At 50.1% G+C, this 15,486-nt stretch carries 9 protein-coding genes; 2 read left to right on the forward strand and 7 right to left on the reverse strand.

Translation table 11 applies throughout. The features are described from left to right. Positions 1-7 precede the first annotated feature (7 nt). From ACP9M6_RS14515 to ACP9M6_RS14540, 6 genes are all read right to left on the reverse strand, one after another. The gene (locus ACP9M6_RS14515; RefSeq protein ID WP_427452264.1) at positions 8-1,420 is read right to left on the reverse strand and encodes an efflux transporter outer membrane subunit; all 1,413 of its coding nucleotides are present in this window, start codon (positions 1,418-1,420) and stop codon (positions 8-10) included. Positions 1,421-1,595: 175 nt separating this feature from the next. Beyond that, positions 1,596-2,873, reverse strand: a complete 1,278-nt coding sequence (locus tag ACP9M6_RS14520) for a DUF3526 domain-containing protein (protein ID WP_427452266.1) — start codon at positions 2,871-2,873, stop codon at positions 1,596-1,598. Then, positions 2,870-4,306 carry a DUF3526 domain-containing protein gene (locus tag ACP9M6_RS14525; protein ID WP_427452268.1) on the reverse strand — a complete coding sequence of 479 codons (1,437 nt, stop codon included), beginning with the start codon at positions 4,304-4,306 and terminating at the stop codon, positions 2,870-2,872. Before ACP9M6_RS14525 ends, ACP9M6_RS14520 begins: the two co-directional genes overlap by 4 nt. Next, the gene (locus ACP9M6_RS14530) at positions 4,303-5,019 is read right to left on the reverse strand and encodes an ABC transporter ATP-binding protein (protein ID WP_427452270.1); all 717 of its coding nucleotides are present in this window, start codon (positions 5,017-5,019) and stop codon (positions 4,303-4,305) included. Before ACP9M6_RS14530 ends, ACP9M6_RS14525 begins: the two co-directional genes overlap by 4 nt. A 9-nt stretch (positions 5,020-5,028) precedes the next feature. Beyond that, positions 5,029-7,230 carry a TonB-dependent siderophore receptor gene (locus tag ACP9M6_RS14535; protein WP_427452272.1) on the reverse strand — a complete coding sequence of 734 codons (2,202 nt, stop codon included), beginning with the start codon at positions 7,228-7,230 and terminating at the stop codon, positions 5,029-5,031. Positions 7,231-7,332: 102 nt separating this feature from the next. After that, positions 7,333-7,572 (reverse strand): hypothetical protein, encoded by a 240-nt coding sequence (locus ACP9M6_RS14540; RefSeq protein ID WP_427452274.1) that lies wholly within the window; start codon positions 7,570-7,572, stop codon positions 7,333-7,335. Positions 7,573-8,146: 574 nt separating this feature from the next. Here ACP9M6_RS14540 and ACP9M6_RS14545 point away from each other — a divergent pair. Then, positions 8,147-9,364, forward strand: coding sequence for a M48 family metalloprotease (locus tag ACP9M6_RS14545; protein ID WP_427452275.1), 1,218 nt, complete (start codon positions 8,147-8,149; stop codon positions 9,362-9,364). Between the two features lie 575 nt (positions 9,365-9,939). On the opposite strand, the gene ACP9M6_RS14550 is transcribed toward ACP9M6_RS14545, so the two are convergent. Beyond that, positions 9,940-10,113 carry a hypothetical protein gene (locus ACP9M6_RS14550; protein WP_427454802.1) on the reverse strand — a complete coding sequence of 58 codons (174 nt, stop codon included), beginning with the start codon at positions 10,111-10,113 and terminating at the stop codon, positions 9,940-9,942. Between the two features lie 111 nt (positions 10,114-10,224). Between ACP9M6_RS14550 and ACP9M6_RS14555 the strand changes: the two genes are divergently transcribed. Further along, positions 10,225-14,556, forward strand: coding sequence for an AAA domain-containing protein (locus ACP9M6_RS14555; protein ID WP_427454798.1), 4,332 nt, complete (start codon positions 10,225-10,227; stop codon positions 14,554-14,556). The last annotated feature ends 930 nt before the right edge of the window (positions 14,557-15,486 follow it).

Consider the following 15,486-nt stretch of genomic DNA (forward strand, 5'->3'; position numbering starts at 1 on the left):
AAGGCAATTACCAAATTCCGCCTAATTCTCTGTACGTTTGAACCGTCAATCTGGTTGTTTGCAAGCGGTTCTCAGCCAGCCGGTCCTCAGCTGCCAATAATGTCCGTTGTGCGTCCAGAACGTCTAGGAAATCATCAACACCTTCTTCGAAACGCAGCTGCGCTAGCTCTACGGATTGTTTTGCGGACCGCACAGCCAATATCAGATTTTCCTGCCTTGTGGCCTCGTTCCGGCGATTGGACAAGGCGGCCTCAACATCGGCAAGAGCTTGCAGGACTGTCTGCTCATAAACAATATAGGCCCGCTCGGTTTCAGCATCTGCGACAGCGATATCCGCGCGCACACGCGTTAGATCCGGGCCTTCCCAGCGCAAGGCCGGACCGAGACCAAATCCGAGGCTTGAGGCTTGATCAAACCGGTTACCATTTCCAAAAAGAATGAATATATCCGCATTAAAAATTAGGGTCGGGAATAGGCGTGCTCTCTCCACATCGCTTAAAGCCAACCGTCTTGAAATTTCAGTTTCGGCCAAACGTATATCCGGTCGACGCCTCAAAAGGGTTTGCGGCGCATTGACCGTAAAACTCTCTGTTAGGCTCGGAATATCACGTTCGGTCTCTTTCAAATCTAGTAAATCTTGGCTCGGCGCGGAGGCAGACGTCCCTGTTAGAACGGCCAGCCGACTCACCGCGCTTTCAATGCCAGCCTGAAAACGCGGAAGGTCTGCGAGTGTTGTACGGTATTGCGCTTCTGAACGGCTCACATCTAAATCGGTGGCCCGACCGTTCTCAAGACGTAATTTTAGCAGGTCTAAACTCTGTAACTGCGTCTGAGCATTATCGCGCGCGACAGCCAGTCGGCGCTGCGCCCCCCGCAAATCTATATAGGCCAAAGCTGTTTCGCTGCTAATGATTACGGCGATATCTCGACGGGCTTGCTCTTCCGCCTCAACAGTGAACGCGGCTGCGCGGATGGCGGACGCAATCCGACCAAAAGCATCATATTCCCAACTCGCGCCCAGATTACCTGAGGCCGTCGCAATAACAGATCTATTTGGAAAGGCCGCACGCCCAGCGTCCAAATTCGCAGAACTGGACGTCTGAATACCCCTTTCCCGCTCTTGCCGTTCCAGCCGCATAGACGCAATCCTGACATTGGCTTGGGCAACCTCAAGCGCTCTATTTTCAGCCAAAGCGGCATTTACCAGCCTCGTCAGATCGGGATCCCCAAAAGCTTCCCACCAAGAGGTCTCAAACGGCAAAGAAACACCGTCCGCGTTGAAAAAGACTTCCGGAATTTCAGCCGCTATGGCGAGGGAGGACTCAGGGCTTGGTTTTTCAGGAACAGTGAGACTTGCGCATGCGGACAAAAGAGTTCCCGACACGGACAAAGCATAGACCAATTTAGAGAAACGTTTCATTTGAGATTGCCCTTAAAGGAATGCACTACTTACGTCTCAAAAAACTATTTGTGCAGGAATAATATAAACAATTGACCTCAATCAAACCTTGGACTCACAAGTGGTTTTGACTTCGGATGCAAATCTCAGAGACAGTGTTGCGAAAATACCACGAGACAAAATCAAGTGTCAGACTTTAGTGGCTTAATCCTCCTGCTTTGCCGTCCCGTACAATTTCGGGATCGAAGGTTGGGATTATCCGTACGGCCTCATCCGCATCGAAACGCTCATCTTTAAAGATTTTGGGATAATGCCACGCGCGTAAATTTGCGTGAAAATCTCGAACATCCTGCTCATAAGCTATGGCAGCCTGCATATCTGTCTCGGCTAAGTTTTCCATCACCCGTTGAAGAAGTGTCGCGGGAGACACGACGCTGGACAAACAGGCCATTTCATCGCGGCGGGCCTGTCCTTCGCGGTAAGCTTGGCTGAGATCTTCAGCTGTTTGATCACCCACTTGTTGGAATGCATAATACCATTTCCACTCAAAGGCCTCCTTGTCCCAACTTGTGTAATCTTTCCAATCAGGATGACGCTCGAGAAATGGTGTATACGTATCGGCTCGAGGAAGGTCCCAGGCATCATTGACGGCTTCGCGCTGCGTCAGAACGATTTCACCCCCATCAGGAAGGTGAACCGCGCGACTGATTGCTTCCGTCAGCGTTGCCGGAATGACGGCGCAGGTGAGCAACCAAACACCGAGCATAATGGTCAAATTATAAGCGCCCGTCCGTTTTGCTGGCGTTAGCCAAAGCGTCAAAGCCGTCCAAAAAATGAGGTAAAGGCAGACGGCCAAAACGCAGAGCACGAGGGTCCCTATTGACGCCCCGGACACTAACCCGCCAAGAATGACGGGCAAACACAGCACGATTGATAGAGCGGCAACCCGTAAGGCTGCCCGCAGACGCCAGAGTGTTTGCGGATTACCCGCACTGGCTTCGATCAACCGCAATCTTCCCGCCACCTGCTCTCCGGATCTTAGATCAAATAAGAGCAGGATGACGAGTAAGGGTGCAATCAAACTCGCAACAAAAGCGAAATCAAATCGACCAATCAAGGCAAAGTCAGGATTATTGGCATCGGTCTCATAGATTTGCCCCTCCAGCGCCAACATCCGAATACGATGTTTCCATGGATTCACATCCCTCTGTCCGATAGCCGCATAGGCAAAATCGGATGGGGGATCATAGGTGATGTGAAAGGTATAATAGGCCGCAGAGCCCCAGTCAGATTGATCGGAAAGTGCAACTTCCCGCTCAATCTGATCCAGCTGTTTAAGCTCCGCAATTTCGGCGCGCTGCTGGCGAACCTCGTTCACCCCAAGTATCACAGCCGCGAGGGAAAATAGAAAAGCCAGCGTGAGCCAAACCCAAACGGCTTTATCGCGGAACATAAATTTTAATTCGCGCATCATGGTGTGAGCCTCCGTGCCGCTATAAGCCCTAAGCCAAGTAAACCCATAAACCAGAGGGTCAAAGCCATGAGCATGGACATGGCCCTATCCAAGCGCGTTTGCGCAGCATCGGGCGCAAAACGGAAGTTATTTAATACCTTCCAATTCTCCGAGTCGATACGTGCATTTTTCCATCCCTCTTCACCATTATTACGATTAATATCATCCTCATAGGATAGGTCTTCGATATGGGCTTTATTCAACCCTTGGACAAAATCAAACCGGACCGCCTCTGCCTCGCGGAGGAAACGATGATGCGTTTCAAGATCCGTCCCGGCGAGATGACGAGAGGCAGCAGCAACGGCAATGTAAGGCGAAATCCAACCATATGCGGACAGATGAGCCGCTTGGTCCCGTTCCCGCTCCATACGTTTTTCCGCATAGGCATTCAGCGTTTCCGTCAGTTTGGTTTCACTTTCCGAGGCGACCATACCGCGGAAATTTATGGGAAGCTCATCAACAGTCTCAACATCATATTGCGCGAGCAGGTTTGCCCGCAATTTAGCAAAAGCTGGATCCGCTGCGTTGTGACCATCTCCCAGCTTTCTGAGGTCTTCATTCATACGCATATCTGTCAGAATTTTACCTTCCGTCGGCAAAGCTGCACTAGCTGAGGTTACACCAATTCTTGGAATGACGAGAACTGTTATCACCCAGAGGGCGGATAAAACGCCCAATGCCAAACCGCGTGAGCGGGTTGCAAGAGAGACCAGAAGGGTCAAGGCCGCCCAGACCCCCAGATAGAGTAAAGTCCCTGTATAGAGGGCTAGGCTAGCCAAAAGACTTTCACCGAAAAACGTTGCAGCGATGGCGGAGAATAAAGCGGGCAGCGATAGCGCTGCGATCAATACGCCTAAGGCTAGTAATTTACCACGGTAAAGCCTTGAACCGGACACCCCTTGTGACAAGAGCGGCCCCAATGTTCGGGCCTCACGCTCACGCAAAATGACCCCATGCCCCAGCGCAATAATAAGCAATGGGAGGAAGAGATGATACAGCTTTGCGGGTGTTAGAGCGCCAAAGCCACCTGTACGCGCTTCTGCGCGCGCATCAGCAAACATCGCTGAATTTTGTCTGTGACCCTCTAGGAAAAGGGACTGCCCGGTGACGGCATCCACGCCGGGATCAAACATGGCGAGCGGTGGCGGAGCGCGGAAAACGTAATGTCCGTAATGTACCATACGATGCGGATGGCGGTCCGGCTGATTGAGGAATGTCTCTTCAGCCTGTTCCTGTTGATGAAGCCGTTCATGACGGGCTTCCTGCGCATCTAGCATTGTAAATGCGGTCGTAAATAGAAGTAGAACGGTGAAGACGATTAAGCTGAGTACGGCGAGGCGCGAGCGCAGCCATTGCCGCCATTCTTCTTTTGCGATGCGGAGTGAACTGCTCATGCTACAGCCCTTTTTGCAAAGGCCGCATGGACGCGGTCCGTGTCAATCCGCTGTCCGGTCTCTGCATCGAAACTTCCGACGAGTTGCCCGCGCCGCAAAAGGCCAATGCGGTCTGCGACCTGACAGGCCCCGTAAACATCATGGGTCACCATGAGGATCGTTTTGCCCTGCCCCGCCAGTTTCCGCACCAAGGCATTAAACTCATCAATAGCAATCGGGTCGAGACCGGAGGTGGGTTCGTCAAGCAATAAAACGGGAGTTTCCCGCAGGATCGCAAGCGCAATCGCCACTTTCTGGCGCATGCCCTTGGAATAATTATCCATGTGGCGGGACCGGGCCTCAACTTGAAGTCCGACCTCGTCCAAAACCACATCTAATTCAGCTTTCGGTGTCGTCTTGCCCGCCAAGTCGAGAAAATATTCAAGATTTTCATAGGCATTAAGATGCGGATAAAGAGTCGCCGCTTCCGGAAGATAGGCAATCTGCTGACGCAACTGTTTCACATCTTTTGCAACGTCAGAGTCGAGCACATTTACCGCGCCACGTTGCGGAGATAGAAAACCCAATAAAGTTAACAGAGTAGTGGACTTCCCGGCCCCATTCCCGCCGAGCAGCGCATACACGCTGCCCCGTTCAACAGAGAAGGAAATGCCTTGCAGGACCTCGGTCCCGTCACGACTGACGAATAGGTCATTGACTTCGATAGCTGACATAAAACGCTCCTAAAAATTATACGCGGCGGTGATCCGGAAACGACGCGGCGCACCCGGTTCAACCCACACATTGGCAAAGGAATTCGTGTAGAAAGTTTCATCGAAGATATTATCAACATCCAAACGGAGTGAAATATTTTCAACGGGTTCGATTTCTGCAAAGGCCCGCACAGTTGTATAATCCGGCAATTCGAAGTCCGACCCCACAAAACCATTTCGGTCGCCCACATAAAGCAAGCCTCCGCCAAGTTGCGCCTGGATAGCACCGAGATCGAAATTCTTGGCGGCCTGCACGTTAAACTGATGTTTTGGCGTATTGATCAGCGGATCACCCGCATCGATTGTAAATCCAAATCCGTCAGCATCGGCAAAGCTATTTTTAAATTCCGCATCCGTATAGGCATAGGACACCCAGAGGCTGAGATCGTTTTCGAACTCTACATTGGCATCAAATTCCACGCCTGTACTTGCGGCCTCACCTGCCGGAATGGAGAAGAAACCAACTGCGGTCGCTTCGGGTCTATCATCATTGACGAGGAAATTATCCTGATTGACTTGGAAAACCGTCAAACTCACCGAACCGTTTACTGTGTCGAAAAATTGACCGAGTTCGGCTTTTACGCCGCCCTCCAGTGAATCTGTTAAATTCGGGTCAAATTGATCACCTTGGAAATCAACACCCGTCTGCTGACGGAAACCTTCTCCGTAGGACGCATAAAGGCTCACCCCTTCATTGACACGATAGACCACCCCAACCTGTGGAGAGAACCGGGTATCGGATGTTGTGCGTGTCGCGTTAGGATCCACAAGGTTATTGGTAATGTCCTGCTCAAAATCACTAAAGCGGCCACCGATCCGGACCTGGAGTTGATCGGTAATATCAATCTGGTCCTGAATATAGAGACCAAAACCGCTCAGCACTTCATTTCGATTCGTATTCGCGCCTGCATCAGGGGCGAGGTTCAAGCCGTAAACGGGATTATTGATATCCAGCAAGAGGAACCGGCCAAGCTCTGCCGGAGTCGCATCCGTGAGTAGGCGACCCTCGCCAAGGAAATCACCGCGCGGGCTGGGGCGTCCCCGGTCGATCACAAGTGTATTATCAAACTCATCATAGTCAGCCCCTAAGATCAAACGATGGCGTAAGCCGCCCGTGTTGAACTCACCCGCCAACTCACCGCGAAGGACGACATAATCTGACTCAAAATCACGCGAACGGAAGAAACGCGAAACGAATTGACCACCTTCATCGTCCCGGAAGAAGGTTTGACGCGATCCGAATTGTGGCTCAAACGCGTCCCCTTCCAAGCTCGTCTCACGGTAACCCGCGCCCGTGAGTAGGCTCCAATTCTCATTGAGGTCAAATTCGACTTCCAGCTGATGGCCTAAAACCTGCGTCTCAATTGGAACATTCTCGCCAACAAAAAAATCGCGCGGCGAGAATCCAAATTCCTCGGAAAAGACGACGCCACGATCAAAAGGAAGCTCTTGTTCCGTATATTCCAATTCATAAGTCACCGTCGCAGCGTCATTTAGGTTGAGTGTCACAGACGGGTAAAAACCCAACTTTTCCGTCTCAACATCATTGCGAAAACTCTCGGCATCTTCATAGAAACCGACCAAACGGAAACCCAAATCGCCCCCGTCTCCGCTGACAAAATGCTGTATATCCGCCTCAGCGCGGTACTGTTCCCAGCTCCCCACTGTGCCTTTGATATAACCACCAGATTCGAATTGGGGTCTTTTGGTCACGAGGTTAACAGTTCCGCCGGGCTCGCCTCTGCCAAACAAGGCTGACCTTGGACCCTTCAGGACGCTGACCGACTCAATTCCGGCCAAATCGCGGGGCCCGCCAAAGCCGCGCCCGGCGTTAAAGCCGTTGACAAGAAAACCGCTCGGCAGATTAATATCACCCGCGAAACCGCGAACGGAAAAACTGTTCCACAACCCGCCAAAATTATTTTGGCGCGCGACCGACGCGGATAAGTCGAGGGCTTCACTCAAGTTGAGCACGCCCGCATTTTCAAGAAGTTCGCTGTCAATAACTTGATCAGCATTCGGGACCTCGAGAGGGTTGAAGTTCCCAAGATAGGCTTGGCGTGTATCTGTGGCGATGACGACCTCGTCATCAATTTGGGCATTGGCAGATGTAGAAAGCGCAACAACGCAAAGGGCCGTTGAGGCCAAGCCAGCAAGTTTAAGAGACCGCATGGGATCCTCCAATATGATTTTTAATAGAAGTATTTGTCTCTGACGACGTCAGAAAATGGCGAGTTCCAAAACGAACTCAGACAATGTCAATTTTAAGCGGCCTTAGACAGGCGGGGCACGTGGGGCCGATAACCGCAAATTTGGCGGTTCAAGCGCGGTCTCATCGCTTAAAACAAGCGTAAACTGCACGGCATTCAGACCATTCAAATCATGGTCCAATGTATTCGCTATTAAAAATTCTGGAAGGGATGGCAGTGGCGGCAGGTCGCGCTCAAGATCATCGTCCTGCGAAGAGGCAATACAAGCCACACATACGTTGGGTTCAGGGGTCGTATCTTCCATATGATGAACATGAGAGGCTGACGAGATCTGGACACATAGAAACATGGATACGATAAGTAGACTTACCGCCTTCATGAGCGCTCTAGATGTCAAAAACATCAGTTTCAAAGGTCTTTCCTATGAGAAGGTCCCTCCCAATAGTGTGATTAAATAACACACTCAAGAGATTTCTGATACTTCTTGAAGACTCCAACTTTGCACGCGTCGTAATTCTGGACGTATCAAGGACGCTCGCCCTAAGCGTTGAATGCAATTTATATAAATAGGAAAATGGTGCGGGTAAAAGCGTGCAACAAACTCTATTTTAGTTCACGACCACAACAACTTAAGGAGTCTCACAAGACATTTTTGGCCAAAATATAGGTCAAAATGTAGGGCACCCCTCAATCAGTATCTGCAAAAGCTAGGAAAAATGAGGTATGTTGATGAAGCCCCGTCCTCTGAGAATTTCTCGATCTTAAGACATATTGATTTTATTGAAGTTGGCTCACAGCACAAAGTTTATCCAAGTGATTGCATTCAAAATATAAGGTTGCATAAGTAATCTATTAAAGCCGCACCCTTTTGGATAAAAATGCCCGCCGAAATTGCTCCCCCGTCATCACTTCCTTACCATCAAAAGCTGTCGACCCTGCTCGAAGAAAACGAGGTTGAACTGTGGAATTGGTTTTCAGGCGACACATTCACATCAGAAGCCTATGAGGCGCAGCGGCTATATCTATTGAAGAATAGCTACCGCTTGGAAGATGAGTCGCACGCCAAGCTTTATAAACAAGCGCGGCAGGTAGCTGCGCGTTTAGGAATTGAACTGCCCGTCACGCTCTACCAAGCTATGAATTCAGATCTGCGGAATGCTGGACTCATCTTCCAACCTGATGAAGTACATATTTTATTTTCGGGCGACCTCTTCTCGACACTATCCGAAACGGAGTTGGATTTTATTTTGGGTCACGAGATGGCTCACCATCTTCACAATACGCGTCAAAACTCGCGATATGGAACAGCCGACCGATTGCTGGATTGGATATGCGGCGAACCGGGATCAGTGGCGGCGCATAGCCATAGTTTCCGACTGTCTCGTCTCTACCAAGAAATTTTTTCGGACCGCGTCGGACTATACGCCTCGCAAAACTTGGAGGCATCGATATGTGCGCTCGTCCGAGTAACCTCCGGTCTCGTGGATGTGTCAGCCAAAGCCTATTTAAAGCAAGCGGATGAGGCCTTGGCAGCCTCCGTAAAGGACGGTGTCCAATTAGGCTCTGAAAGTTGGTCTCACCCTGAAACATTTATCCGAGCTCGCGCGCTTGCCGATTGGGACACCGACCCCGACACAGCGACGGAAAAATTGATTGCTTTGGTCGAAGGCTCACAAACACTGGAGCAACTTGATTTACTGGGTCAAAAGAAGCTGTCTGAACTAACTCAAAATCTAATTTCGGTATTTCTGCAATATCCGTGGCGCGACAAAGAAACCTTAGTTGCACATGCACAAGGATTTTTCGTTGATATTGAAGGCATCATAAAAAAGCCGACGCCGCCTGAGAGCGAAGTCATAAAGGCCGTCAAAATGCTGCCCAAGAGCATGAAGGAATTTTTCGCTTATGTGCTGCTCGATTTTGCGACGGTAGACTCAGATTTGGAAGACCGCCCCTTAATAGAAGCCACGCATTTTGCCGATCGGCTTGACATGACTGACATATTCAACGCGGCCCTGAAGCAGGATTTGAAGCTCTCAAAAAACAATATTTCAACTCTGCGTAAGACGGACTCGTTCCTTGAGGCGGCGGAATGACCGACGACATATACACTGCAGCTGCAGAAGCAAACTTCAAAGACTCTCAGGATTTAAATACTTTTCTGGTTGAATGGCGTGAACTGGCGAGTGTCGGAACAGAGGACGTCTTGTCAGCCATTCTCCCGCTTATGTCTCAACTGGATGAACTTCATAAAGAGGGGAAGGTCGGTCCCCTCGCCCAAATTGAAAACCTCCAAGTTGCAAATGGTCGTCTATGGTTCTCTAATGCCGATGCGAAACCTATCGAAAACCAATCCCATCGGGTCCGCTCTAGGCCAATCAACGCAAAAGGCGCGATTGATGTTGTCGAAGAAGTATCTATCACTTCAGATGACACAACTGGAGCAGATATACGCGACCATGATGTTCGCGACGCAGAGGATGAGACCGTCCAAAAAGACGCCAAGCCTCGGTTTTTAACGCATTTTCAATCATGGGAAATCCGTCAGGGCCACCAAGACCCCGTCACAGATATTTTCCTTGTCGGTATGATAGCCGCCGCGCTGGCCACACAACTCGATTTCAGAGATCGTGGAGAACTTGAGCGCTTTGTCACGCAGCGCAAAGACCTGTCAACTCTCAACAATCGCCTCCATCCGGTGTTGTGCCGCGCCATCGAGCGCATGACCGCATTGCGACGCGAGGAACGTGTACAAGACATCGGCGTCTTGATTACAGCCTTGGAGAACCATCGCCAGATCGGATCTGTCGTTGATCTTGATTTGGGCGGCATCAAGGGGTTTCATTCAGACAAAGCCGATGACGCCAGGACACGATTACTGAAACGGTTGCGCGCAAGACTTTATGATCTGACACGCCGAAATCGTCTCATTTACCATCGGCGGGTTTCAACAGAATTGAACTTGACGGAAACCTCCGTTCCCTTGGTCCTTAACATTTCCGCTATTAAGCCCGAAGATTTGTTCACCGCGAAAACGCGACCTTTCCAACGCCTCCTTAATGGCGATGAAGTCAAATTATCAGAATATATTCGCTTCGAAGAAATGGCATTCACGCCCTCTGTTCTCGCAAAGCTGCGATCAAGCGCAGCACGGGATGAACGTGAATTCGGCGGCTCGCCCCTACGCCTTGTTCCAGTTTTCCTCAAGTGGCGCGACCTGAAAAATGCGCCTTCGGAGTCGATTTCCTCACCTTTGCTATTGATGCGAGTGGAATTGAAACGCCGCAAGGGCGTTAAGGATGCCTACACACTTTCGCTAAGCGATACGAAAGCAGAAATAAATCCTGCCCTCTCCTTTATTCTCGACCAACTCTACGGCATTAAGTTGCCTGATTTTGTTGATTTAGCGGAACCTTCCGCCCTGCAGAGTTTGCACGAAACCTTACAAAATCAAATCATGGCAAGTGAGCCGGGTGTGTCTCTTTCATTTGCAGATAAACCCAAACTTCGCCTGCTACACCGTACTGTTCGCCGCCGCTTGGACAAGTTCAATAAACGCCGCGCGCACCGCACACGTGGTGTCAGGTCCCGCGGCTCCCTCAGCTATAGTTATGAACGAAAGAGCTACGCCCCGCTGGGCGTCCAAATGTTCAGAGAATATGTGGCGCTGGCCGAAGCTCCGACGCGCGACATTTTCGGTGCACCTAAACCCCAACTCTACAACGCTGTCGAAAATAATGACAAGGCGAAGGTTCGTGAGAAGAAAGTCACGCAATTCCAACAAATAGATGAAGACGCATCCCGATATGACTGGTCCTTCGATCTATGCGCCGTAACACTTGCGAATTTCAATTATCGTAAAATGAGTCTCGTTCGGGATTATGACGCCGTCCTGCGCGGTGAAAGCGAGGCGGAGAGTTTGTTCACCCGCTTTTTCACTGACGCTGCACGCCCTGAAGTTGCCACCGTCGAGTCAGCTCCGCTTGAAAAACGCTTCCCTATCATGGCGCAAGACCCGACACAGGCGCGCTCCATCGCGCAACTCCGGGCGCCTCAATCCTACGTCATTCAAGGCCCACCCGGTACAGGGAAATCCCAGACTATCGCCAACCTGTTGGCCGAAGCCGTCAGCCAAAATAAACGCGTGCTCTTCGTTTGCGAAAAACGCGCTGCCCTCGATGTGGTCTATAACCGCTTGCGAGGTGCAAACTTAGAATCCCTCTGTGCGTTGGTACATGACGCACAAGAAAGTAAACGGGAGTTTATCGCCGAGCTGTCGGGCATCTATGAAGACTGGACAAAAGACAAAACTGTTCCAACGCTGTCCGAAATAGAAAAATCACGATCTTGGCAAATTGAAGGCGTAAGGACAGCTTTGTCTGATTTGCATCGCCTAACCGATACACTTTCCAAATCAGCGCTGGGGACCGACGCACCTTTACATGATATTCTGGCAGAAACCCTGGCCCTTAATAATGCGAAGTCTTTACCTCTGGATATCGCCTTTCCTGATTTATCAGACTGGCAAAAACACGCCGTTGCGGCTCGAGGGCTTTCTGCTGCAGTGCGTCGACTGACGGGTGAAGAGGTGTTTTCAAAAGCATCGGAGCGGTTGATCCGCACCAGCGTTTGGTTCACCAATGATATGTCTGAAACTCTCCCAAATGAAGCGCAGGCACTTTTGCCTTTAGTGTCTCGCCTTTCAGACGGGTCAGCGAAACTTATGAGGACTGCTGAGATTGATGTGGCAAGTCTTGATGAGATGCGCGCACAGATTACGCTCGCCCATCGTCTAAGCCCCTGTTTTGAGGTCGGCATGGAAGGTGTATTTAAGCCCGGTAGTTCAGAATTTCTGCAATGGATAAACGGACTGCGCGAACTAGAGGACTTAAAGCACAAAGTCAGCCAGGCGCACAAAGATACTAAAATATGGACCAATAAGTTATCGCCGCGCGACACGCGAAACGCTTTGGCTTTGGCCGAGCAAAAAGAAGGTAAGATTTTAGCTTTCCTGTCTGGCGATTGGAGAAGAACAAAAAAGCTTGTCTTGAGCTCTATAGATGAAGGCAGCCTCTCTGTAAAACCGCGGATCCGCGATTTATTGACGGATCTAAAACTGGAACACGAAGCCGTAGAAGTTTTAGAAAACGCGTCAAGGCAGCTGACGCGACGATTTGGATATGAGAGCGCAGATCAATTGTCGGGACTTCTACACGAACGCGACTCCCTCACACCAGCAGAAGGTAATGCTGCGCTTCCACTTTGGAATGTTGTTTCAAGTAACCCGACCTCAACAAGAGACGGAATCAAAGACTTAAGCGCACTTTATGAGACCTTGGGTGAGACAGATAAGCGCCTAAAACTCAGCTTTGAAGGTGTAGATAATATACCGGTTCAGCAGCTCGCAACAGAGCTGACAGATCTCTCCGAAGCAAATCGCCGCTTGCGAGATATTCAACCCGCAGCCCTAGCTCTTAAAAATGCGCCACGTTCAATTTGGCGGACGCTGCGCGAAAGCGAGCTGGAGCCTGAGCAATTAGAAACCGCAATCATGGCTGATACGGTGGAGCGTAGCCTCACGGCCGCATCGGGCCTCCTAAATGTCGATTCAGACGCATTAAATGATATCCGTGAACGAATTAGAGGCCATCAAACACAGCTCTATAGCTTGAACGCACAGCTTATTTTACGCCGTTCGATTGACAGCTTCCACGCGTTGACAGCTTTGAAAAATACACCTGATCGCGACCTGTCTCAAATGGAACGTAAGCGTAAATCAGCCGTCAACAAGGGCCTACGTGCTCTTGAACATGAGTTCGGCAAAACACGCGCCTATCGATCACCTCGGGAGTTGCTCGCAGGCCCTGCAGGTTCCGTACTTCCGACTATTAAACCTATTTGGATGATGAGCCCCCTTTCCGTAGCAGATGTATTACCATTATCAGGAAGGCTGTTCGATGTAGTTATCTTTGATGAAGCGTCGCAAATACCTGTCGAGGACGCGATCCCAACCGTGTTGCGCGCTCCGCAAGCCATTATTGTCGGCGATGAGAAACAGCTCCCGCCTACCAATTTCTTTAATTCTAGCGGCGGAGAAGAAGACTTTGATGAAGCTGCGGAAGATGTCGATGTTGATTTCGAACTCAACCAAGACAGCTTTCTTACATTAGCCGCAGAACATCTTCCCTCGACCTTGCTGGGTTGGCATTATCGCTCAAGATCTGAAGAGCTTATCGGTTTTTCCAATGCTGCGTTTTACGGCACTCGTCTGCTCACAATTCCATCCGTCAGACGCTCAGAAAAACGCGCACCCATCGTCGTCGAGGACGTTGAAATTCTACCCGTATCCTCCGAAGATATCCTCGCTCGCCCCATCAGTTTTCACCACATCCCTTCAGGTGTTTATACGGATCGAAAGAATGCAAATGAGGCGCGATATATAGCGACCCTGTTAAGGACTCTTCTGACAGATCAAGCCAGAGCCGGGACCAGAAGAACCTTTGGTATTGTCGCCTTCTCTGAAGCTCAACAGGGCGAGATAGACCGAGCCTTGGACAATTTAGCGAGTACAGATACGGCCTTCGAAAACCTCTTGGAAGCCGAACGAGAGCGAGAAGAAGACGGGGAATATATCGGTCTATTTGTCAAGAATTTGGAGAATGTACAGGGCGACGAACGTGATATAATCATACTCTCAATATGTTACGCGCCCGCTGCCTCAGGTAAAATGCGGATGAATTTTGGCCCTATCAATAAGGCAGGCGGAGAGAAGCGTTTGAACGTTATCTTCTCACGGTCAAAAACCGCAATGATGGTCGTCTCTTCCATCCAAAGTTCAGCCATAACCAATGACTATAATTTCGGTGCCAATGCGCTAAAAACATACCTTCGTTATGCAGAAGCGCTTTCAGTCGGGCAGACAGAGGCGGCCCATTCTGCGCTTTCTCGAATTGCCATGCAGAGAGGACCCGATCGCGACACATCGAAACCTACTGACGCTACTTTTGATAAGTTAGAGGCCGATCTCAAACAACACGGTTGGCAGGTAGATCGCAATGTTGGCTTATCGTTTTTCACGGTCGATCTGGCGTTATCCGGACCTAACGGTTCGGCCCGCACCGCACTTCTTTTTGACACGCCCGAAAGATATCGCAGCAATGATGTTGTGGAGACATACACGGCCCGTGCCGATATTCTCGAAGCCTTTGGATGGACCGTTATTCTCGTCCCGCTATCTCAGTTATGGGATAACTATGATAGCGTATTAGAGCGTGTTGGAAGTCCATAAGACTCCATTTTCTACAGCTGGCGAATTTTATTAAGTTAGTTAATAAATAGAACGTTGCGCAAATCGCGAAGCACCATAAAATATAGGGGAAATGAAACTTAGTGTGCACATTCAAGCGACGCGTGTGCATACTTACAACGATGTGCAGCGCAAACAAAAGTCTATTCCTGCTTCTCGCATCCGGCTCTCAAAGCTATGGCGGAAACTATAAATTCGATGATTGTCTGACGGCATAAGTTTGCGGGCCTTGAACGCCTTCATCAGCGATTGTGAAAGCAGGTAGCCTCTCTCACTATAATGCGAAAATCCATTCTGGGTCAGTTTCATAACTTCCAGACTGAGGGCCACAAACGGAATGTTGCGGATCAACGCCTTAGATTTGAGCTTTCGCTCTTTTGTCGACCGAATGCGAATATGCGGTATATCTGAATCGAGGCAAATATTCTCAGGAGGAATATTGCTCAGCTCGCCTGGACGGCAGCCGGTCTACATAAGCGCAAAGCAAAGCGGCCTCTCGGTATAAACCCTTCAAGACATTTGGCTCAAAAATGCGAGTCTGCACACAATCGCTGGAGAATGGTTTTGTGTTCCCTAATTTTACATCTGATACCGGAAATTATGAAACGGATTCGGCCTGTCCCCTTCACCAATGTGTTCAAAGTAACGGCGATAAAGCTTCCATAGATTCCCCAAGTCGCGGTTCGCACTATTGCCGCTCAGCGGCTCGGAACCGCTGGTCGGATGAACCTTGCGGCCCAACGCTGCTATACCTTACGCCCACGCTCACATCCGATCTCGCGCATATCTATGTTGCCGCTCATGCGAATGCATCAGCGTCTTGTTGAACCTCAAGTGTTATAGGTGTTTTGCTGGGCACTACATCTTTTAAGCGGTCAATAAGATCTGAGAGGTCAGCCTTATCCGCTAAAT

Origin of the sequence: Litorimonas sp. WD9-15 (genome assembly GCF_050271975.1) — a bacterium.
Taxonomy (GTDB): domain Bacteria; phylum Pseudomonadota; class Alphaproteobacteria; order Caulobacterales; family Maricaulaceae; genus Litorimonas.